General features: G+C 35.7%; 20 protein-coding genes and 3 tRNA genes. 20 read left to right on the top strand and 3 right to left on the bottom strand.

The window, feature by feature from the left end:
* Positions 1–57: 57 nt before the first annotated feature.
* From BLR30_RS12430 to BLR30_RS12405, 7 genes are all read left to right on the top strand, one after another.
* Positions 58–966, top strand: coding sequence for a GLPGLI family protein (locus tag BLR30_RS12430; protein ID WP_089859208.1), 909 nt, complete (start codon positions 58–60; stop codon positions 964–966).
* A gap of 139 nt (positions 967–1,105) precedes the next feature.
* Positions 1,106–1,351, top strand: a complete 246-nt coding sequence (locus BLR30_RS12425) for a FeoA family protein (protein WP_089859205.1) — start codon at positions 1,106–1,108, stop codon at positions 1,349–1,351.
* Complete coding sequence (gene feoB, locus BLR30_RS12420; protein WP_089859203.1) at positions 1,351–3,384, top strand: ferrous iron transport protein B; 2,034 nt, start codon at positions 1,351–1,353, stop codon at positions 3,382–3,384. The genes BLR30_RS12425 and feoB overlap by 1 nt, the downstream gene beginning before the upstream one ends.
* A complete protein-coding gene (locus BLR30_RS17760; RefSeq protein ID WP_175443658.1) occupies positions 3,384–3,536 on the top strand; it encodes a G protein-coupled receptor family protein in 153 nt (50 codons plus the stop codon). Before feoB ends, BLR30_RS17760 begins: the two co-directional genes overlap by 1 nt.
* An 80-nt stretch (positions 3,537–3,616) precedes the next feature.
* Positions 3,617–4,453 (top strand): DNA damage-inducible protein D, encoded by an 837-nt coding sequence (gene dinD / locus BLR30_RS12415; protein ID WP_089859200.1) that lies wholly within the window; start codon positions 3,617–3,619, stop codon positions 4,451–4,453.
* Positions 4,454–5,836, top strand: a complete 1,383-nt coding sequence (gene glmM, locus BLR30_RS12410; RefSeq protein ID WP_089859197.1) for a phosphoglucosamine mutase — start codon at positions 4,454–4,456, stop codon at positions 5,834–5,836. It abuts the gene before it with no gap.
* 123 nt (positions 5,837–5,959) lie between these two features.
* The gene (locus BLR30_RS12405) at positions 5,960–7,348 is read left to right on the top strand and encodes a tetratricopeptide repeat protein (protein ID WP_089859195.1); all 1,389 of its coding nucleotides are present in this window, start codon (positions 5,960–5,962) and stop codon (positions 7,346–7,348) included.
* Between the two features lie 42 nt (positions 7,349–7,390).
* Here the strand turns inward: BLR30_RS12405 and BLR30_RS12400 are convergent, their stop codons facing one another.
* The 3 genes from BLR30_RS12400 to BLR30_RS12390 all read right to left on the bottom strand — a co-directional run bounded on the left by BLR30_RS12400 (position 7,391) and on the right by BLR30_RS12390 (position 9,361).
* Positions 7,391–8,281: a DMT family transporter gene (locus BLR30_RS12400; RefSeq protein WP_089859193.1), complete on the bottom strand. Its 891-nt coding sequence runs from the start codon at positions 8,279–8,281 to the stop codon at positions 7,391–7,393.
* Positions 8,268–8,921: a leucyl/phenylalanyl-tRNA--protein transferase gene (gene aat / locus BLR30_RS12395; protein ID WP_089859190.1), complete on the bottom strand. Its 654-nt coding sequence runs from the start codon at positions 8,919–8,921 to the stop codon at positions 8,268–8,270. Before aat ends, BLR30_RS12400 begins: the two co-directional genes overlap by 14 nt.
* A gap of 62 nt (positions 8,922–8,983) precedes the next feature.
* Positions 8,984–9,361 carry a DUF3127 domain-containing protein gene (locus BLR30_RS12390; protein WP_089859187.1) on the bottom strand — a complete coding sequence of 126 codons (378 nt, stop codon included), beginning with the start codon at positions 9,359–9,361 and terminating at the stop codon, positions 8,984–8,986.
* 179 nt (positions 9,362–9,540) lie between these two features.
* On the opposite strand from BLR30_RS12390, the gene BLR30_RS12385 reads away from it, so the two are divergent.
* The 13 genes from BLR30_RS12385 (at position 9,541) to BLR30_RS12330 (ending at position 20,860) form a co-directional block, all read left to right on the top strand.
* Positions 9,541–9,622, top strand: a tRNA-Leu gene (locus BLR30_RS12385).
* A 6-nt stretch (positions 9,623–9,628) separates the two neighbouring features.
* A tRNA-Gly gene (locus tag BLR30_RS12380) sits at positions 9,629–9,704 on the top strand.
* Positions 9,705–9,709: 5 nt separating this feature from the next.
* Positions 9,710–9,793: transfer RNA gene (locus BLR30_RS12375), tRNA-Leu, on the top strand.
* Positions 9,794–10,570: 777 nt separating this feature from the next.
* Positions 10,571–14,251, top strand: coding sequence for a hypothetical protein (locus tag BLR30_RS17920; protein ID WP_228400761.1), 3,681 nt, complete (start codon positions 10,571–10,573; stop codon positions 14,249–14,251).
* A 63-nt stretch (positions 14,252–14,314) separates the two neighbouring features.
* Positions 14,315–14,512 (top strand): hypothetical protein, encoded by a 198-nt coding sequence (locus tag BLR30_RS12365; RefSeq protein ID WP_139164627.1) that lies wholly within the window; start codon positions 14,315–14,317, stop codon positions 14,510–14,512.
* A gap of 2 nt (positions 14,513–14,514) precedes the next feature.
* Positions 14,515–16,353 (top strand): hypothetical protein, encoded by a 1,839-nt coding sequence (locus BLR30_RS12360; protein ID WP_089859181.1) that lies wholly within the window; start codon positions 14,515–14,517, stop codon positions 16,351–16,353.
* A gap of 13 nt (positions 16,354–16,366) precedes the next feature.
* Positions 16,367–16,825 (top strand): SMI1/KNR4 family protein, encoded by a 459-nt coding sequence (locus tag BLR30_RS12355; RefSeq protein WP_089859178.1) that lies wholly within the window; start codon positions 16,367–16,369, stop codon positions 16,823–16,825.
* Between the two features lie 306 nt (positions 16,826–17,131).
* The gene (locus BLR30_RS12350) at positions 17,132–17,584 is read left to right on the top strand and encodes an SMI1/KNR4 family protein (RefSeq protein WP_089859175.1); all 453 of its coding nucleotides are present in this window, start codon (positions 17,132–17,134) and stop codon (positions 17,582–17,584) included.
* A gap of 15 nt (positions 17,585–17,599) precedes the next feature.
* On the top strand, positions 17,600–17,851 hold the full coding sequence (locus BLR30_RS17580; protein WP_139164626.1) for a hypothetical protein: 252 nt from the start codon (positions 17,600–17,602) through the stop codon (positions 17,849–17,851).
* Positions 17,852–17,898: 47 nt separating this feature from the next.
* Positions 17,899–18,351, top strand: a complete 453-nt coding sequence (locus BLR30_RS12345; RefSeq protein WP_089859172.1) for an SMI1/KNR4 family protein — start codon at positions 17,899–17,901, stop codon at positions 18,349–18,351.
* 71 nt (positions 18,352–18,422) lie between these two features.
* Entirely contained in the window at positions 18,423–18,740 is a 318-nt protein-coding gene (locus BLR30_RS12340) for a hypothetical protein (RefSeq protein ID WP_139164625.1), read from the top strand.
* Positions 18,740–19,447, top strand: a complete 708-nt coding sequence (locus BLR30_RS12335) for a response regulator transcription factor (RefSeq protein ID WP_089859166.1) — start codon at positions 18,740–18,742, stop codon at positions 19,445–19,447. Before BLR30_RS12340 ends, BLR30_RS12335 begins: the two co-directional genes overlap by 1 nt.
* Before the next feature lie 3 nt (positions 19,448–19,450).
* Positions 19,451–20,860 carry a sensor histidine kinase gene (locus BLR30_RS12330; protein ID WP_089859163.1) on the top strand — a complete coding sequence of 470 codons (1,410 nt, stop codon included), beginning with the start codon at positions 19,451–19,453 and terminating at the stop codon, positions 20,858–20,860.
* Positions 20,861–20,900: the final 40 nt, after the last annotated feature.

The following is a 20,900-nucleotide window of genomic DNA, read 5'->3' as shown; positions in this document are numbered from 1 at the left end:
AAAACTGTAACAAAAACAGGATATTGCAAACTAATACTATATAAACATCTAAAAACAATGAAAAAGCTATTTTCAATATTTTTTATCGCTCTTTTTGCTTTTGCAAGCGCTCAGGATAATGATTCTAAGGAAACTGCAAACCGTTTTTTTTACGAGCTTACTTTCAAGCCTAAGAAAGATTCTGCCAAGCTTGAAAAGGTACTGACCGCACTAGATATCGTAAAAGACAGATCCGTTTATAGAGATTATACTGTAATAGGACAGGATTCCATTATGAAAGTACAGATTGAAGCAATGCAAAAATCAGGTGTTTTCAAAGATTTATCAAAAACCATCAGAATGCCTAAGTTTTCAGAAAAGATTGTAAAGCAATATCCTGAAATGAAGGTGCAATACATCGAAAGAATCGCCAGCGGCTTTATACCAATGAGTATTTCTTATACTGAAAACATCAAATTTGACTGGAAAATTTCCAACGAAAAAGAAAAAATTGGACCTTACAATACTCAAAAAGCGACTGCTGATTTCGGAGGAAGAAAATGGACAGCCTGGTTTACGACAGATCTTCCTTTTCAGGATGGGCCTTACAAGTTTTCCGGCCTTCCGGGACTTATTGTAAAAGTTGAAGACGACGGTAAAAATTATTCATGGGTTCTTCAGGGAAATAAAAAAGTTCAGAACTGGGAAGAGCTTTCTTATGCTGAAAAAATTTCCGGTATGAGCTCGAAAGTAACAGATATGCCAAGAGAGAAATTTGAAAAGGCTTTCAATGACTTTAAAAAAGATCCTTTCGCATCAGCAAGGCCGATGATGACACAGGAAATCATGTCAAGAACTATTCCGGGAATGGATGGAACGATTGGAGATATGATGAAGAAGCAGGAAAAAATGTATAAAGATTTCTTTAATGCCAACGATAATCCTATCGAACTTACTGCTCCTTCTGTAGATAAAAAGAAGAAATAAGACTTCATATTTAACTAATTATATTAAAATCAACCCAAATGTAAAAATGCATTTGGGTTGATTTCTTTCATGCAAACTTGTTATTTAGATTAAATTTAAATAGCGTATATTTGCATACAAAATTTTGGCTTTGAAAGAGATGGGTTTACATAAATTAAGTGGATTTCCCAAAAACAGAATGGGAAAGATTTTAGGGTATGATAACGACAGCCTTAAAATGCCTAATAAAATTATTGAAATGGGGCTTCTTCCGGAAACTTCATTCAGGATTTTATATCAGGCACCTTTCAAGGGACCGATGTATGTGGAATTTGGAGAAGAGAAAAGCCGTATTGCCCTTCGTGAAGAAGAAGGAGATTTTATTATCGTTGAAGAATTGAATTGATGCAGGGAAATCATAAAAAACAGGTGCTTTTAGTTGGAAATCCTAATGTAGGAAAATCAACGGTTTTTAATGCGCTTTGCAACAAAAAGCAGAAGACAGGAAATTATGCAGGCGTTACGGTAGCCAGTCATTCCGGGTATTATACATATCAAAATGAGGAAGTAGAAGTTGTAGATTTACCAGGATCTTACAGCATTTATCCAAGTTCGGAAGATGAAGCCATTTTTTCAAAATTTGTGATAGATCATCAGAAAGATTATGCTGGAGTTATCTACATTCTTGAATCATTAAGCTTAAAAAGAGGCTTGCTTTTATTTCAGCAAATCCAGGATCTTGGGATTCCTATGATTTTGGTGGTTAACCAAATCGACCAGGCTGAAAGACGAGGGATTTCTATTGATATTCAGAAATTTTCAGAAGCTTTAGGCATAAAAATAATTCAGACCAATGCTAAAGAACAGATTGGTATTGAGGAAATAAAAAAAGCTGTTTTACAGAATGATTTCGTTAAAACATCCGTTCAATCCTTTGAAATGCCTGCAGAACATGCTGGTTTTATTCAGAAAGTTGCCGAACATAATGGCTTTGATAATTCATATGATGCTTGGTTGAGCTTATCATTAGGAACTGATCTCGGAAAAATCAGCTCTGTCGTGGAACAAATCAACGAGCCTGAATCAAAAAGCCTGGTTCCGAAGAGATTACAGGTACAGGAAACCGTAAGAAGATATCAGCATATTGACAAGATATTATCAGATGTTATTTCTAAAAAGCCACAGTTTAAAGAATTATTAACTGAAAAATTAGATAAAATACTTGTTCATAAATTCTGGGGATACGTAGTTTTCATGATGATTTTATTAATCATTTTTCAAAGTGTTTTCTTCCTTGCAGAATATCCAATGAACTGGATTGATGATTTCTTTGCATGGCTTTCCGCATTTACAGGAGAGCATTTGCCACAAGGCCCTTTAAATTCACTGATCTCTAACGGAATTGTTCCGGGAATCGGCGGAATTGTGATTTTTGCACCACAGATCGGGATTTTATTGTACTTCCTTTATCTGCTTGAAGATTCGGGATATATGGCAAGAGTCGTTTTCCTGATGGACAGGATTTTACGTCCTTTCGGATTAAACGGAAAAAGTATTGTTCCTTTGGTTTCCGGTACAGCCTGTGCCATTCCGGCAGTCATTTCTACAAGAAATATAGAAAATGTAAAAGAACGATTATTAACGATTCTGGTTACACCTTTCATGACATGTTCCGCAAGGCTTCCGGTTTACAGTATTATTATCGGATTGATTATTTCAGACGGAACATTTTTAGGGATAAAATATAAAGCCCTCGTGTTAATGGGAATGTATTTATTAGGTTTTGTTGTAGCCTTATTTTCAGCCGCAATTCTTAATAAATTTATTAAAAATAAAGGAAAAACTTATCTTGTAATGGATTTGCCCACGTATAAAAAGCCACTTTTCGGATACGATTTTAAAATGGTTTTGGGTAAAGTATGGGATTTCATTACAGGAGCAGGGAAAATTATTTTCATTGTAAGCATTATCATTTGGTTTTTAAGCTATTTCGGCCCCAAACAAAAGCCGGATCAGTTTGTAGCGACCAACGTCGAACTTGATCATTCCTACCTTGCCAAAATGGGAAAAGGAATAGAACCGGTGATCGCCCCACTCGGCTACGACTGGAAAATGGGTGTCGGGATTCTGACAAGCTTTGTTGCAAGAGAGGTTTTTGTGGGAACGATGTCTACTTTATACAGCCTTGAGGATGATGCCCCGGAAGTGAAAGTAATTGATAAAATGAGAAGAGACGTAAAACCGGATGGCGAAAAAGTTTTCAGCTTTGCGACAGGTATTTCAGTTCTCTTGTTTTATGCGTTTGCAATGCAATGTGTATCTACACTTGCAGTAGTCTACAGAGAAACCAAAAGCTGGAAATGGACGGCTTTTCAGGTGGTTATGATGACAGGTTTGGCATATTTTGTGTCCATGTTTGCATATCAAATATTAAAATAATGGATTCTTCCTTAGTTTTACAGTATATCATTGTTCTTCTGATTGTAGCATTTGCCTGCTACGCTTTATTCAGGGTACTTAAAAAGAATTTCGCACCGAAGAAGTTCAGCTCTAAAAGAACAAACTGCGATAAGGATTGCGGTTGTTCATAAAAAAATAATGTTCTTGTGGAAAACTAAACATTCTTAGGATACAGTTTTTACTTATTTTTGTAAAAAATACACAGGAATATATGAAAAAAGAATTAATCGAAGAGCTATTTTTAAAGTTCGAAAATGCTTCACATTTGTATAACGGCATAGAATGCTGGAGCGCAAGAGACTTGCAGGAAATCCTTAACTACACAAAATGGGATAATTTTCTAAAGGTTATTGAAAAAGCAAAAAAGGCTTGTGAAAATGCGGGCGGAAATATTTCTGATCATTTTGCCGATATCGGGAAAATGATAGAATTGGCCAAAGGAGCACAAAGAGAAATCTCTGATATTGCTTTAACACGATATGCATGCTATTTAATTGCACAAAACGGAGATTCTTCAAAATCTGAAATTGCCTTTGCTCAAACTTATTTTGCTGTCCAGACGAGAAGGCAGGAAATTATTGAGAAAAGATTGTTGGATGTTGAAAGAGTAACGGCAAGAGAAAAATTATCAAAAACAGAAAAGAAACTTTCAGGAATTATTTATGAAAGAGGTGTTGATGAAAAAAGCTTTTCTATAATCAGATCTAAAGGCGACCAGGCTTTGTTCGGGGGTTTTACGACAAATGATATGAAGAAAAGAATGGGAGTTCCCCAGACTCGTCCTTTAGCTGATTTTCTCCCAACATTAACGATAAAAGCCAAAGACTTTGCTACCGAACTGACCAGTCATAATGTAGTTGAAAAAGATCTGAATGGAGATTCTCAAATTACCAATGAACATATAGAAAATAATCTGGCGGTAAGAAAAATATTAGGAGAAAGAGGTATAAAACCTGAAAGTCTTCCAGCGTTAGAAGATATCAAAAAAGTTCAACGCAAGCTGGAGGGAGATGAAAAGAAAATTCTAAAACAAACTAAGAAAAAATAAATGTCACTAATAAAAAGTATTTCAGGAATCCGTGGAACTATCGGAGGAAAAGTAAACGATAATCTTACACCGCTTGATGTGGTAAAATTTGCTTCCGCATTCGGAACCTGGCTTCAGAACAACAACAATAAAAAGGACCTTACCCTCGTTATCGGTAGAGATGCGAGAATTTCCGGGCAGATGGTTTCCTCTCTGGTTACGGCAACATTGCAGGGATTGGGAATTAATGTTATTGATCTTGGCCTTTCAACAACGCCAACAGTAGAAATTATGGTTCCTGAACTGAAAGCCGACGGTGGAATTATCCTGACCGCTTCTCACAATCCAAAACAGTGGAATGCGCTTAAATTACTCAATAACAAAGGAGAATTTATCAGCGGAGAAAACGGTGCAGAAGTTCTAGCCCTTGCAGAAAGTGAAGATTTCAATTATGCAGAAGTAGATGATTTAGGGAAATATGAAACAAGAGATGATGCTTTTGATATTCATATTCGGCAGATTCTTGATCTGCCAATGGTAGATGTAGAAGCCATTAAAGGTAAAAAGTTCAAAGTAGTTTTGGATGCGGTAAATTCTACAGGTGGTATTGCCATTCCGATGTTATTGGATAAGCTGGGTTGCGAAACGATAAAATTATACTGTGAACCGACAGGACATTTCCCACACAATCCAGAGCCGTTGAAGGAGCATTTGGGAGACATCTGTGAGTTGGTAAAAAAAGAGGGAGCAGATTTTGGAATCGTGGTTGATCCGGATGTAGACAGACTGGCTCTTATCGATGAGAAAGGAGAGATGTTCGGAGAAGAATATACTTTGGTTGCTGTTGCTGATTACTTGTTGAAAAATAAAAACGGCGTAGCTATTTCCAACCTTTCATCAAGTCGTGCGTTGAGAGATGTAGCACAAAATCACAATTCAGAGTATTTTGCCAGTGCTGTTGGAGAAGTGAATGTGGTTACTTTAATGAAAGAGAAAAATGCAGTGATCGGAGGAGAAGGAAACGGAGGAATTATCTATCCTGACCTTCATTACGGAAGAGATTCTTTAGTAGGCGTTGCGTTGTTTTTAACGCATCTTGCCAAAGAAAACAAATCGGTTTCTGAACTAAGAGCCGGATACCCAAGCTATTTTATGGGTAAAAAGAAAATAGAGCTGACTCCGGAGATTAACGTAGATGATATTTTAACTAAAATGGAAAAAGAGTATCAAAATGAAGAGGTTTCTACGGTAGACGGCGTAAAGATAGATTTTGAAAACAACTGGGTTCATTTAAGAAAATCGAATACCGAACCTATTATCAGAATTTATACAGAAGCTAAATCACAGGAGGAAGCCGACAGGTTAGGTGATGAGATGATAGCTAAAATCAATAGTTTGATTTAATAAAAGTTAACAACCTTTTCATCATTTTAATCGTATTTATTATTAAATTTAAAACTAAGATTTTCAGAAGCGAGTATTTGTACATCTCATATCTCTGGTCTTAAATCTTAAAACTGTTTTATATTGGAAGAATATTTTGGAAATGAACTTGTAAAAAAGTTCGAGGAAATGATGGAAAATAATGATGAATTCTACTTTGATACAGAAGAGTTGGAAGACATTATTGTTTATTATCTGGAGCTTGGAGACTTTAATTATGCAGACACTGCAGTGAATTACGGTCTGAAGCTTCATCCCAATTCCTTAGACATCAAGATCAAAAAACTTGAAATTCTTTTGGAATGGGAAGATTATAATACCGCAAAAGAGCTGATTGACGAGCTGAAAGGTTCTTCTATGGAAAACACAGACTTTTTGGTCTGCTACGCGAAGTATTATTCGAATCTGGGAAACCCGAGAAGATCAATTGACATCTGTAAGAAAGCATTAGAACTGAAAGAAGAAGAAAATTTCCTTCACAACTTTATTGCCGATGAATATGTGAATCTGGGAGATCCTTTTAACGCTCTCAAACATTACAGAAAAGCCCTTAAAGAAGATCCAACCGACGATTATGCGCTGGAAAACTGTATGGTTTGCTTTTCAGATTTAAATAAGAGTGATGAGGCTATTGCCTTTTTGAATGAATATCTCGATGAATATGCCTATTCGGAAATTGCGTGGTTTGAGTACGGACAATTTTACTTTAACCGAAAAAATTACGAAGAAGCCATCAAAGGATATGATTATTTACTGGCTATTAATTCAAGCTCTGTAGGAGTGTATGCTAATAAAGCAGCCTGCTACGAAGCTTTGGGAGATTATAAAAAAGCGATTGCCGTTTATGAAGAAATGCTTGAACTGGAATACACAAAAGCATTTACTTTCTATAAAATCGGACTTTGCTATAAAGCTCTAAAACAACCGATTGTTGCTTTAAATGCATTTCAGAAATCATTAAGAGAAGATCCGCAGTTTTATCTTGCCATGATGGAACAATCTTACATCTATGAAGAAATGGGTGGGATGACAGAAGCTCTACATTTTGCAAGAGAAGCGACTCATCTTAATGAAAATAATCTTGATTACCAGAAAAGACTGGCGTTTTTATTTATTGATGCAGGAAAATTTGAGGAAAGTCTTGCCTGCCTTAAAAAGCTGGTGGAAGCAGAACCTTCAAGATTTTACAACTGGTACGCCTATTCTGAAGTTTTAATGCTATTGGGCGAATATGAAGAAGCTATTATGGTTTTAAATAAAGCCGTAAAATCGCATCACAGGGCTGAATTGTATTACCAGTTGAGCAACTGCTATTTCAACCTGAAAGATCAGGAAAAAGGAAAGGAGACACTGATGTATGCTTTGGAACTTGATCCTTCTCTGGTTTCGGATATGCAGAAAAAATATCCTTTCATAAAAGATGAGGTGAAAAAGGCTAAAGCAAAAGTAAAAAGAAAAAATTCTGAAGGTTAGTTCAGATTAATTACATAAAATCCCGCAGTTATTTTGCGGGATTTACTTTTTTATAATGTTGGTTTTTGTTCTTAGAAAAATCAGGCCGGCAATAATAATTGCGGCTCCGACAAACTGAATGGCAGAAAGCTTTTCGCCATCAAGAATGCCCCAGATAATAGCGACAATAGGCATTAATAAAGTAACTGTAGAAGCAAATAAAGGGGAAGACACCTTCAGCAGACGATAATTCATCATCATGGCCAGTCCTGTTCCGAAGATTGAAAGTAAACTTACGAACATAAGCCCTGTCAAATGATCCTTATCACAGCTGAAAGTTGAGAAAAATCCCGTAAATGTAAGCGCAATTAATGATGGAAAGAAAAGCACAAACGAAAAGACAAAAGCCGATAAAACAGTGGAAGAAACTTCCATTAATTTAGATTTTACCGTAGTCGTGCTTACCGCATAGCATAAAGTTGCCAGCAAAAGCAAAAGAATAGGAATCAGCTTAAAAGTCCCGCTTTCAGCATTGCCTCCGAAAGCGAGTAAACAAACGCCTGTAAAACTTATTAAAGTTCCTGTAATCTGTCGACTTGTCGTTTCAAACTTCCATACCAGAGCCCCTACAATAATCACAAAAATCGGCATCATAGAATTCACAATTCCGGCAATGCTGCTGCTGACTTCCATTTCAGCGATAGGAAATAAAAACATCGGAATAAAATTCCCCGTAAAAGCAGCCAGCAACAACCATTTCAGATGTTTTTTCGGAAGGAGTTTATATTTTGAAATTGCAATAGGCATCAGAATAATTCCGGCGATAAGAACCCTCAAAGCTCCCACCTGATAAGGGCTAAAATGATCGAGAGATTTTTTAATTAAAATAAAAGATGATCCCCAGATTACACTCAGGAAGACCAGAAGAATCCATTTTTCTCTATCTGTGTTCATTATTTTTTCGTAAAAGTTTCAGAAATTCCCGCTTGGGAATCATTCTTGCCCCCAGACTCTCTAAATGGTCGGTGTGAGACTGACAGTCAATTAATTCCAGTTCGTTTTTATGGGTTTCAACAAAATGAATAAATCCTGCTTTTGAAGCATTGCTTACTTTCGCAAACATACTTTCGCCACAGAAAACATTACCGATCTGAAGTCCATAAAAGCCGCCTACAAGCTCGTCATTCTGCCAGACCTCCACACTTTTTGCCAAGCCGTATTCATGAAGCTGAATAAAAACCATCATCAATTCATCCGAAAGCCATGTGCCCGATTGTCCTTTTCTGGTGACCTCCTGACAGTTTTTTATAACGTCTCTAAAATTTTTATTTTCAGAGAATGTAAAAGTTGGCCGGTTAAGGATTTTCCTCATTGATTTTGAAACTTTAATCTCATCAGGAAATAGTACAAACCTCGGGTCGGGACACCACCAGAGGATTTCTTCACCCGGATTGTACCAAGGGAAAATACCGTGTTGATAGGCAAACCAAATTCTTTCTACCGACAAGTCTCCGCCAAAAGCAATAATGCCTTCGTGGCCGTCATATATTTCAGGATCGGGGAAAGAAATCTCGTTTTTGTCTAATCGAATCATTTTTCAGGAAAAAAAATCCCACTTAAGAAAGCAGGATTTGTATTTCAATAGTGTTTGTAAGTTTAGAAAGGCAAATCGTCATCATCGTCTCCGGCGAAAGGATTTTCATTGGAAACAGAAGATGCAGACTGAGAAGGTGCTGCCTGTGTAGGTTCTGAAGCATTGTCAGATATTTTCTCGATTCTCCATCCTGTAATTGAATTGAAGTATTTTGTCTCGCCCTGTGGAGAAACCCATTCTCTTCCTCTGATATTGATTCCTACCTTTACATTTTCGCCTTCTTTCAGATTATCTAATAAGCTGATCTTATCAGACAAAAATTCTATGTTTATTGGCTGCGGATATTGCTCTTGCGTCAAAATAACCATTTCTCTTTTTTGGAAACCGCTCGCAAAAGTCTGAGCATCAAAAAGTTTCTTTACAGTTCCTTGTAATTCCATATCATATTAATTAACGCTGTAAAAGTAATAAAATGAAATGTAATAAAGGGGGTCGTACCTAAAAAATGTAAAAAATTTAATTTTTTTTATTTAAAATTTTGGAGGTAAAAGAAATTATTCTATCTTTGCACCACTGAAAACGAAAGAAGATCATTAAAAATCAGTAAAACAAAAAACACGCGGATGTGGTGTAATTGGTAGCCACGCCAGACTTAGGATCTGGTGCCGAGAGGCGTGGGGGTTCGAGTCCCTTCATCCGCACAGTTTGCGAAAATAGCTCAGCTGGTAGAGCACAACCTTGCCAAGGTTGGGGTCGCGGGTTCGAATCCCGTTTTTCGCTCCACGCCTGCCCTGGTGGTGGAACTGGTAGACACGCAGGACTTAAAATCCTGTGCCTCTTTTGGCGTGCGGGTTCAAGTCCCGCCTGGGGTACTAGCTGAATGTCAGCATACAAGCTCTCTTTTTTAAGAGAGCTTTTTTTATATCCAAAATTACAGGATAATATAGTACAATATTCTTTAGATTTAAATTTCCTTAAATAATATAAAACTTTTGATGACAGCAGTTCTTTGCTCAGACAGGCAGCTACATTGATGTTTTCACTTTCCAAACAAAGCAAATTCTTTCGGTCTCTATTAAAAAAGAATCAGGTTTTCCATTAATATATTATATCGTATTCAGATCAGAACCAATAAACGGCGTTATCATTGTGCTATAAAGAAATTTGATCTTAGTGAACGCTTCAATACAATGCAATGAATCTTCCTTTTTAAAAAGCTAAAAATATAAATGCTGCTAAACTGCACAATATTGTTTAATGGAAAGTAAAATTTCTGTTCAGGTTGTTCAATTCCGCATCAATTCCGTCTTTACAGATTCATATTCAATGAACTTTAAATGTTTTTTTAATAAGAAATCCAGCGATGAACGGTACAAGAAATACGTTGTAAATTCTTCTTTCTGATTATCAGAAAACTACAAAAAATCTTTAAAAATATCTGAAAACAAATTTAATACGTCAACTTCTGTCGCTTCCCCGGTGGATATTTGCAATGTAAAACAGTAAAAGATGAAATTCAAAATTAAAACTTCAGGTGGATATACTTTAGCCTGAATACCACCTAAAAAAATAAGGCTAAAACTGAAGTGACTCTGCTAAAAAGAAACTTCAAATCTTAACCTATTTAAACACTAAACAAATTTACACAAATGTCAACAAACAACAATGCGTCTCAGACGCTATTCAGATTCGTAAGCTTAAGAAACCCACAATTAACAGAAACCAAAGAAAAAAACTTAGGGTTTATTCATAGACCAAAAGGAGCATCAGGTGTCTTTGATACTGCTGTTGCAGGAAAATATTCAAGAGCTTCAAAACTCGGAGAAATGGTGAAAAAAGCAGCAACATTCAGCAATTCGGGATTTGATACTGAAAAAAAAATTGAAGAAGGCGAATTCGGAAAACTTTTGATTATCGGAAGAAAGGTTTCTAAAAAAGAAGAAATTCAATCTGATGAATGGGCTTATGTAAAAGATTATTATAAAAGTCTCACTGATGACAATAAAGAGCTAACAGCCAAGGGAGTCGAAATATTTACTGCGCTTTGGAACAACTATATTTTTCAGATTGTTACTCAGGCAGACTTCTATGTAAAAGAGGCAATCAGCCATATTTTAATGGCAATTCATCTTGGTTTTGCACAAAGTATGAATTTAACGGATGCTGAAATCATTAAAATCAACGGAGAAAAACCATTGGAAAAAGCTTTAGACGGAAAAATCGTATTGCCAAAGTCTTTATTTTCTGATGATACTGCTGCTTTAGGATCTGATTCTTCAAGAATCGCGGCCGGAGATTCCACTACTGTTCTGAGTACAAAAGCAATGCAAAGATTAGAATCTGAAGCACAAACTTTAGTAACGGCCAATAAAGCAATTCATCAAAAAGAAGCACTCGAAAAGTTTTACGCAGAACTGGAAAAACTTCAGAAAGAATATCATAAATTGAGACACCAGGTTTATCAGGATCAGTTCACAAGATATCAGGAAGAAAATAGGGAAGCGCTGGATGTCTACGCCATGAAATTGGCAGAGGTCAAGACCAAGATTACGGAAGAAACCCCTGAAGAAGAAAAAATCCTTCTCTACGATGAGTTAAGGCGATATGAAGTAAAACCTTTTGAATTCTCCTATAAAAAAGAAATTAATTTACAGGATCTGAAAGAAAATCTTTCAGGTGAATCTTTTGATACGTTCATTAAGCTTTTTGCTGAATTCGATCATAAAAAAGCCTTTGAAGAAGTTGTAAAAGAAGGAATCAGAATCCTTTCCGACAATACCATGAGGATTGGTTCTCAGGATATTATTCTTGATGACGAATTACAGACTTATAATGATGCTTTACACATCGTAGGAAACAATATTTCTTCTAACATACAGGCTGCATTGGAAAGTTCGCCCCTTCAGCAACAGCAGTATATTAATCTTGCCGGCGCATCTGTCCCGGTAGTGCAGAGTACATCAAGGACGTCAATGGCTTATAGCTTTTTTGCTCATAATGCTTACGGGTTTTTAGGTACCGGAGGATTTATTAATTTTTCTTTTGAAGTTGAAGATACTTCATGGAGTGTGGCTACAGCAAAAATTATTACCACCACCGATACTGCAGGAAGTTTTGAAGAAAGTTTCAGCAATATTCCGGTCATCAATGATAAAATTACATTGCCAGCGAGCCTTATTAACAAGTTCAGGCTAAACCTTTCTTTCCGAATAGAAATTATTTTTGATAACGGAAGCCTGGCCTACGCAGACCTGGGAAATCAAACAGTTAAAGAAGATTTAAATCTTACCGGCATGCTTACTTTAAAAAGAGGTGTGGTAGAAAATCCTGACGAGACGGAAAATGTAAAAATTCAGAAGCGTAAAAATTTCGGAATTAAAAGATTAGGAGTTGCAGATTATCTGAAAGTGGTACAGAGTGTTCATGCATATGTTCCTGGGGAAGTGTCTAATATTGAGAACGTCATGGCAAGCGAGCTGAGACACAAATCTTCCGTGGCCAGAGATTACTCCGAAATTACAGATACGACATCAAAATCTCAGGAAACCGAAAAAATTTCCGATACTTCCAAAACTTCCAGAACAGATATGCAGACGGAAGTGGCGAAAGAACTGGATAAGCAACAAAGTTTTCAGGCGCATACAAGAGCAAGCGGAAAAGCCTGGGGATGGACATTAGAGACAGGTGCTGATTATGCCAACAATACCGCACAGCATGACAGTACGAGACAAGCCGTTGCCAAATCTCAGGAAATTACAGAAAGAGCAATGGAAAGGGTATTGACCAAAGTATCCGACGAGAGGGTGCAAAAAATCATCAAAGAATATACAGAAACCAATGTTCATGAATTTGATAACAGAGGAAAAGTAACTAAAACGGACGATGCTGAAGCAGCGCAGCCTAAACACATTACAGGGGTGTACCGATGGATTGATAAAAAGATGAAAAACCAGATTTATAACTATGGTGTACGTACCATGTTTGAATTTATGGTTCCGGAACCTTCAAGACTACATCGCCTGGCCGTTGCTGTATCCAAATCTCAGGTGTTGACTGCCCCGGTAGATCCGAGAACAGCCCCTGCACCTAACACAATGAATAGTCCCAAAACAGCGACTAAGGAATTGTTGCAATATTGGGCAGGAATCTACGGAATTACGCTTACAAGTCTTCCTCAAGAGAAAATTCAGCATGTAATAGGATTGCAATATATCAAGCTCAGCGGAGATTGGGGTAATAAAATAATGATGCTGGATATGCCTCAGAACTATGCCGGGAAAAAAGTAAAAGTGAATTACGGATATGACAGACGAGGAATGAGCGTAGATAATTTCCAGGGCGGAATGCTTGATCTTCCGGATGTAGGACGCGGCTCCAATGACGGGAGCTATAATGTGAATGGATTGAACATAACCGGCTCATATCCGTTCAACTATCATGGTCGTGGTGCAGATTCTTTTAATGTTTCTTTTGTATTTGAATGTGAACTTTCTGACGATTATATGCTTCAGTGGAAAATTGAAAACTTCAACGCCATCATCAAAGCGTACGATGAAGCATACAAAGCATTTCAGGAAGAGCAGGCAAAATTGGATGCCGAGTATAAGGAAAAAGAAGCCGAAGCGAAAGAAAAGGAAGGAAACTTCTACCGTTATATGGAGCATGATACGTTAAAGCACAACTGTATCGCTTATCTGTTGCAGGATTACCTGAATACACTGGGACAGGAAACTACAAATGCACTGAATGACAATACTAAAATGGATAATTTCCAGGTGTATTTAAATGATAACCTTGATCAGTATGCTGCGTTGGCCAAGTTCATGGAACAGGCGTTCGAGTGGGAAATCATGGATTATACTTTCTATCCGTATTACTGGGCAAACCGCAAAAGCTGGCAGGAATTCTACCTTACCGAAAGTATGGATCCTCTTTTCAGAAGTTTCCTTCAGGCGGGAATGGCAAGAATTATCGTTACCGTAAAGCCCGGCTTTGAAACTGCTGTACAATTCTTCCTTGAAACAGGCATCATATGGAATGGCGGTGCCGTTCCTGTGATCGGAGACCCAATGTATATGAGTATTGTAGATGAAATGCGACAGCCTACTGGCAAACCGCAAGGTAAGTATTGGATTACAAGAATTCCTACAACGCTTACTATTCTTCAGGCTGGTTCTGCAGGTCTTATAGTGGATGATGCCTTACCAATCTTCCCGGATGATCCTAAAAACTGTGAAAATCCTTTGGAATTAGAAGGAAGCAGTGCTTTTGGAAAACCACAAGATATTAATATGATTGGAGGAGGTGTAACAACAAGTACTTTAGATTAATTAATATATGAAATGGCGGTTTCTGCCGCCATTTCTATTTTTAAACCATTTAACATTTACAAAATGAGTATAATAAAACCTTTAGAAATTCCTAAAATAAAAGCATTGGGATTTAATGTAAGAAATGCAGCAAACTCATATCGTTTTTTCTTGGAGAAAAAAGCGAAATATCATTCAGTTGCAGGCAACTTTCCAAATGTTGATATTGATAAGATCTCTTATCAGGAATATTCCGAAGCGATCAATCTCAAATATCAATAAAAATGGAAGATTTAAACAAAGAAAAAAGAATAACAATTATTGAAACAACTCCTGACAGGGATTCTGGTATTGATAATTACACGGCTTTTTTAGAATCTGACTACGAAAGATTAAAAAATATAATGAATAATGCTTTTTGGTTTCTAGAGGGCAAAGATTCTAATCTCATATTATTTCATTTATTTTCAAATCATAAAGAAAATGAAGTAGAACAAGTGGTGTGCAATTTTGGGAGTGATATTTTCGATGATATTAAACTTAATACCAAAGTATTTTCAACAGGAGGATATTTAATCGAATCCAACGGAAAGAAAATAATAAACCCGGAATTAAATGAATTTAAGAAAAATATAAGCCAAAAAGTTTTGAGCCTATATCAAACAAAACCAAACTTTAACCATTATCGGCTTACGGAAGCTAAAATCCACAATGCCATGAATCTGGAATTTGCTTCAGAAGCTAATTATCAGAAAATAATCGACTGGATTTTCGAAAATATAGGCATCACTACTACGCTCAAATATTTTATCAACGGATTAAAGGATGAAGCAAAAAATATTCTAAAATATAGATTCCAAGAGTACAACTATCTTCCCTACCTATCCAATTTTGATCCGGTGTTCAACGATTCTTTTCTACAGGCATTTGGGATTAATCCAACAACGCTTATTGAAAACTACACAGTTTCCAAAGAAGATTTGGAGTACTATAATATTCCGGAAAAAGAAGTGAATTGGGTATTTGCCTTTAATGCAGAGTTTTGCGGATTCTGGAATGCTTTGGTAGATTCGTTTGAAGGACTTTTTCTTTTATTTCCAGGGTTGTATGAGATTCTTACTGATAGAGCAAATATCAAAAAATTTGTGAGACTCATTATTGATGTTTTTGAAAACTTTTCTAAACTAAAAGATCTCATTGTACAGTATGATAAGGAGAATAGTAGTGGATCTATCTACAAACTCTCATACCAACATTGTTATGAAATTACAATGTTGCTAACATTACTATTACCATTACCAAAAGCCGCACAAGGTGTAAAATCTACTTCGGCTTATGAGTTTTTTTCCAATGCCTTATCCAAACTATCATTAAAAAGCGAATTGATATTTTTAGCCTACAGATTAGGATTAAGAGTAGAGAGAACAGCAGACGAATGGGCTTTGATTTCCGATAAAGTGATATTGTTTAAAGGCACCAAAGAAAAAGTGCTGAAAAGAATAGAACACATTACTGAAGTTGCCAAGAAAAATCCTAAATTCGGGATGCGTAATCTTTCATTGGGAAGGTTAGAAGATTTGGTAAAGGTAAAAAAAGGAGAAGGCGCATTTTTGCGTGGACTTACCAAGGAAGAACAATTAATTGTGCAAAAAAAATTAAGCGGTGCTAATATTGCAGTTGCTAAATTTAGAGTTTCTTATAGAAGAAGAGTAAGAATTGTAGAATTAAAAGCATATTCTGGAGAAAACATCGGCATTTTAAACAGCAAATATGGTTTTTCTAAAAAGCCAAAATTAAGAGCAGGAGAGACTTTGGATGATTTTATTGATACAACAGTTGAAAAACATGCAGGAAGATTTAAAGATACAGAAAATAAATTGCTTCGAGAATTTGAAGATTACCATTTACAAAAAATTATGGAAAGTTTAGGTGCTAAATCCGCCGATGATTTAAAAATAGAAGTTGAATTACAGACTATTTTAGATCCATGCCACATTTGTCAGGGACAGATAAGTATTTTTGAAGCAAAATACAATTCAAAAGTTACTACATATAGTAGCGGAGCGAAAGACACAAAAAGACTGAATGATTTATATCCGAATTTAAAAGTAGAAAAACCATAAAAATTAAGATTTTATGCAAATAGAATATTTAACACAGATGAAAAATACTCCTATTATAAAAGGAGATCAAAATAGAGGAATTTCTGAACAGGAAATAGAAAAATTAGAACAGAAGTTTAATATTCAGTTTCCGAAAGCCTACAAAGAATTTCTTTTTTTGGGAGGCAAATATCAAAACTGTATTGACGATTGGGATACCGATTATCTATATTTAGATTGGAAACAAGAAAATCTACATGAAAGTATGTCCAATGTAAATTTAGTCTTAAGCCCAATATTTGTCTTCGCTGCTTATGATACAGATCAATGCTTATTCTTCTTTTTAAATGAAGGCGAGAATCCTTCTGTATATATATATGCGGAAGAGAAATTTCACAAAAATAATAATGGAGAATATGTATATTATAAAAAATTATTCAATTCTTTCAGTGATTGTATAGATAAGTCAATTGATGAAGCTTTAAGTAAATAGTATCTAAAAAAGAGGTTGTAATAACAGCCTCTTTTTTTAGATAATAAAAGTGAATTTTTTCGTGAGTTGAAGAATTTCATCTAAAGAAATAACAACTCAATTGGTTACAAATCCGGCAATGATTTAAAAATAGAAGCAGAGTTGCAAACTATTTTGGATCCATGTAAAATTTGTCAAGGACAAATGAATGTTTTTCAAGCCAAATATAATGCTAATAGTACAATTTATAGTAGTGGAGCAAAGGATAGTAAAAGTTTGAATGATTTATATCCACAATTAAAAATAGAAAACCCTTAAAAATATATTATGCAAATAGAATATTTAAAAAAAATGAAAAACACTCCCATAATAAAAGGGAATGAAAATAAAGGGAATAGTGAAACGGAAATAGAAAAACTAGAACAAAAGCTTAATATAAAATTTCCGAAAGCCTACAAAGAATTCTTGTTTTTAGGAGGCAAATATCAAAATTGTATTGACGATTGGAATACAGATTCTCAATATTTAGATTGGATGCAAGAAAATATTAAAGAAAGTATGGACGAAGTAAATTTAGATTTGAAACCATTTTTTGCGTTTGCAAATTATGAAAGAGACCAATGTTTGTTTTTCTTTCTAAACGGAGATGAAAACCCACCCGTTTACGCATATTACGAAGATAAAATAGAAGAAGAAGGTAAAGAGGTATTTTACTCCAAATTTAGAAACTCCTTCAGTGAGTATATTGATAGATCTATTGATTATGCATTGAGTAAATAATATTTAAAAAAGAGGTTGTTTAATACAGTCTCTTTTTTATTTTTAGATACCGAAAGCAAAACTTCCAGAGAGTTTGAGCATATTCATATTAAAGAACTCATGAAACAATTTGATGCAAAGACAACTGCTGATTTGAAAATAGAAGTTGAGTTGCAAACTATTTTGGATCCTTGTCATGTGTGTAGTGGACAGATGAACGTGTTTCAGCAAAATATAATGCAAAAATTAATATTTATAGTAGTGGAGCAGAAAAAATTCAGATTTTAGAGAATCTTTACCCTAAATTAAAAATAAAAAAACCTTAAATTAAAAAAATGCAAATAGAATACTTAACCAAAATGAAAAATACCCCCAAAATTGGTAGTTGGGAAAATCGAGGAATATCAGAACAAGAAATAGAAAAATTAGAACAAAAATTCAATGTCACATTTCCAAAAGCTTATAAAGAATTTCTTTTTTTAGGAGGAGAATTTCAAAATGCCATAGATTGGGATACAATAACTGAGTATTTAGATTGGACACAAGAAAATATTAAAGAAAGTATGGACGAAGTAAATTTAGATTTGAAACCATTTTTTGCGTTTGCAAATTATGGAAATGATCAATGCTTGTTTTTTTTTGTCGAAGGTGAAAACCCGCCTATTTATATATATGCAGAAGATAAATTTCATAAAAATGAAAAAGGAGAATACGTATATTATAAAAAGGTATTTAATTCTTTCAGTGACTTTATAGATAAATCGATTGATGAAGCTTTAAGAAAATGAGGCTGCCTTTTGAGACAGCCTCTTTATAAGTTTATCGTTAAAAGATGCGTTGGCTCATTATAATTTCGCATATGCAAACGTACCTCAATTCACTGATGAAAAAGAATTTAAAAACCCTCCTTACGAAAGGAAATCTTATAGCCCTGAACTTCTTGGGTATGATTTTTCTTAGCACATTATTATCTTCCTGTCAAAAAAATAAATATCCCTGGGAGCCTGGAATTTCCGCTTCCAGGTACTATCCTATAACAGATGTAGTGGTAGATTTTGGAAATGCTGGAAATGGCACACGAATGCCTTTTGACAGTGGATGGAGGCAACTTACATTTCAGCTTTTAATAGTTTCCGGTTATTTAATTTTTCTATTTTTGTATAATTCCTTACTCTAATGAAAAAAATCATTCTCATCGAAGACGAAACAAGTGTAGTATCCTTTATTAAGAAAGGGCTTCAGGAAAACGGCTATGAAATTTCGGTGGCTTTTGACGGAAAAACCGGCGTTCAGATGGTAGAGTCGAGCGATTTTGATCTGGTGATTCTGGATATTATGCTCCCGGAAATGAACGGTCTTGATGTCTGCAAAGAAATACGGAAAACCAATCACCATGTCCCTATTCTTTTCCTAACTGCACTCGGAGCCTCGGAAAATATTGTGTTGGGACTTGAAAGCGGGGGAGATGATTATCTTGTAAAACCCTTCAAATTCATCGAGCTGGTCGCCCGTGTAAAATCACTCCTGAGAAGAAGCAACAACGGAAATACTCCGGAAATTGCAGAACCCGAAGTAGATCAGGAGCATATTTATCAGTTTTCAGATCTTATTCTGAACGACTATGCCAAAAAGGTTACCCGAAACGGAGAAGAAATCTCGCTTACGTCAACGGAATACAAGCTGCTGCTGTATTTTTTGAACAATCCTGAAAAAGTAATTTCCAGAGCGGAAATTCTGGATGCTGTATGGGGCGTGAATTATGAGCTGGGAACCAATGTTGTGGATGTTTATGTTAATTATCTTAGAAAAAAGCTGGATCATAAGGAAGATAATAAACTGATCCATACTGTTATCGGGATGGGCTATGTTTTAAAAAAACCATAACGGATGTTCAATAAAGTTCTCACCAATCAGACCAAAACCATGATTCTTCTGATGCTGGTTTTCACGGCGATCATTCTGCTGTTCAGTGGTCTGGTATATTTTTCGATCGTTAATTTTTCTCACCAAAGATTTGACGAGCTTTTAAAAATCCGTACCACCACTATTATTCAGATAGAGAAGGGTAAGGACGATCTGGATCTCCCGGAAAATTATATTCTGAACGGTCTGAACGATGAAGAACTTCCCATGGAGAGGGATTATGTTTTTGCAGTTCCGGCCGATTCCAATTTTAATAAAATCTCTCAGGAAATTCATATTCCCGGATCGTTTTTTAAAAGTATTGTAAAAAATGGTGAGGCTAATTATAATGACAAAGAATTTTATTATATAGGGCAGACTTTCCGTCATGATAACAAAAGCTATATTGCAATCGCCTCGGCAAAAAATCATTATGTGGTTTATTATCTCGGGTTTTTAAAAAGAACATTAATCACCTGTATCGTTCTGTCACTTTTTTTCAGTATGATTTTTTCTTTTTATCTCTCTAAAACTTTGTTTAAACCGATCTTAAAGATTACAGGAAAGGTAAAAGAAATCAGCTCCGAAAACCTTCACCTCAGACTGGAATCACAACCCGACAATAAAGAACTCAACGAACTGGTGGACACCTTCAACGATATGCTGAACCGGATCGAAACTTCTTTTGAAACCCAGAACCACCTCATCGGAAATGTTTCGCATGAATTGAGAACGCCTTTAACGTCTATCATGGGAGAGGCAGATGTTGCCCTTTCGATATCAAGAACCAATAGCGAATACAAGGAAACCCTTGGAATTATCCTGGATGAAGCCGAAAAGCTGGATAAAAAAATTAAAGCGCTGCTGATGATCGCACAGACAGGATTCGACGGCAAAATTCAGAAAATGGATAAAGTAAGAATCGACCAGCTTCTTTGGGACGTGATTGAGACCTTACGCAGGATTGATTCGAGGAATAATATTTATCTTGATATCAGCATGCTTCCCGATAATCCTAAAAAACTGAAAGTTCAGGGTAATGAGCAGCTACTTCATCTTGCAGTGACCAATATCATTCAGAACGGATGTAAATATTCTAATTTCCAACAGGTAAAAGTATCATTAGGAGCCACTGATTCGGATGTTTATATCATTGTAAAGGATAACGGAATAGGCATTCCGCAGGAAGAAATGAATAAAATCTACGATCCGTTTTTCAGAGCTTCTAATACCCGTAATTATGAAGGCTATGGAATCGGTCTCCCACTGGCCCGGAATATTGTAAGAATGCATCATGGCGAACTGATCGTTAGCTCTTATGAAAACCAGGGAACTACTGTACAACTTCGTTTTCCTAATTTCTACAGTATGATGCAGGAAAACAATGAAATTTAAATAAAACCTTTTAAACATAAAAAAACCAACCTCATTGAGA

Source organism: Chryseobacterium taeanense, assembly GCF_900099685.1.
GTDB lineage: Bacteria > Bacteroidota > Bacteroidia > Flavobacteriales > Weeksellaceae > Chryseobacterium > Chryseobacterium taeanense.
The sequence above is the reverse complement of the archived record's forward strand: the minus strand, read 5'-3'. Positions and strand labels throughout refer to the sequence as shown.

What these genes read in the sequence shown, in the direction of transcription:
- BLR30_RS12430 (WP_089859208.1), top strand. Translation starts at nt 58, where the DNA reads ATGAAAAAGCTATTTTCAATATTTTTTATCGCTCTTTTTGCTTTTGCA.
- BLR30_RS12425 (WP_089859205.1), top strand. Translation starts at nt 1,106, where the DNA reads ATGGGTTTACATAAATTAAGTGGATTTCCCAAAAACAGAATGGGAAAG.
- feoB (WP_089859203.1), top strand. Translation starts at nt 1,351, where the DNA reads ATGCAGGGAAATCATAAAAAACAGGTGCTTTTAGTTGGAAATCCTAAT.
- BLR30_RS17760 (WP_175443658.1), top strand. Translation starts at nt 3,384, where the DNA reads ATGGATTCTTCCTTAGTTTTACAGTATATCATTGTTCTTCTGATTGTA.
- dinD (WP_089859200.1), top strand. Translation starts at nt 3,617, where the DNA reads ATGAAAAAAGAATTAATCGAAGAGCTATTTTTAAAGTTCGAAAATGCT.
- glmM (WP_089859197.1), top strand. Translation starts at nt 4,454, where the DNA reads ATGTCACTAATAAAAAGTATTTCAGGAATCCGTGGAACTATCGGAGGA.
- BLR30_RS12400 (WP_089859193.1), bottom strand. Translation starts at nt 8,281, where the DNA reads ATGAACACAGATAGAGAAAAATGGATTCTTCTGGTCTTCCTGAGTGTA.
- aat (WP_089859190.1), bottom strand. Translation starts at nt 8,921, where the DNA reads ATGATTCGATTAGACAAAAACGAGATTTCTTTCCCCGATCCTGAAATA.
- BLR30_RS12390 (WP_089859187.1), bottom strand. Translation starts at nt 9,361, where the DNA reads ATGGAATTACAAGGAACTGTAAAGAAACTTTTTGATGCTCAGACTTTT.
- BLR30_RS17920 (WP_228400761.1), top strand. Translation starts at nt 10,571, where the DNA reads ATGTCAACAAACAACAATGCGTCTCAGACGCTATTCAGATTCGTAAGC.
- BLR30_RS12365 (WP_139164627.1), top strand. Translation starts at nt 14,315, where the DNA reads ATGAGTATAATAAAACCTTTAGAAATTCCTAAAATAAAAGCATTGGGA.
- BLR30_RS12360 (WP_089859181.1), top strand. Translation starts at nt 14,515, where the DNA reads ATGGAAGATTTAAACAAAGAAAAAAGAATAACAATTATTGAAACAACT.
- BLR30_RS12355 (WP_089859178.1), top strand. Translation starts at nt 16,367, where the DNA reads ATGCAAATAGAATATTTAACACAGATGAAAAATACTCCTATTATAAAA.
- BLR30_RS12350 (WP_089859175.1), top strand. Translation starts at nt 17,132, where the DNA reads ATGCAAATAGAATATTTAAAAAAAATGAAAAACACTCCCATAATAAAA.
- BLR30_RS12345 (WP_089859172.1), top strand. Translation starts at nt 17,899, where the DNA reads ATGCAAATAGAATACTTAACCAAAATGAAAAATACCCCCAAAATTGGT.
- BLR30_RS12340 (WP_139164625.1), top strand. Translation starts at nt 18,423, where the DNA reads ATGCAAACGTACCTCAATTCACTGATGAAAAAGAATTTAAAAACCCTC.
- BLR30_RS12335 (WP_089859166.1), top strand. Translation starts at nt 18,740, where the DNA reads ATGAAAAAAATCATTCTCATCGAAGACGAAACAAGTGTAGTATCCTTT.
- BLR30_RS12330 (WP_089859163.1), top strand. Translation starts at nt 19,451, where the DNA reads ATGTTCAATAAAGTTCTCACCAATCAGACCAAAACCATGATTCTTCTG.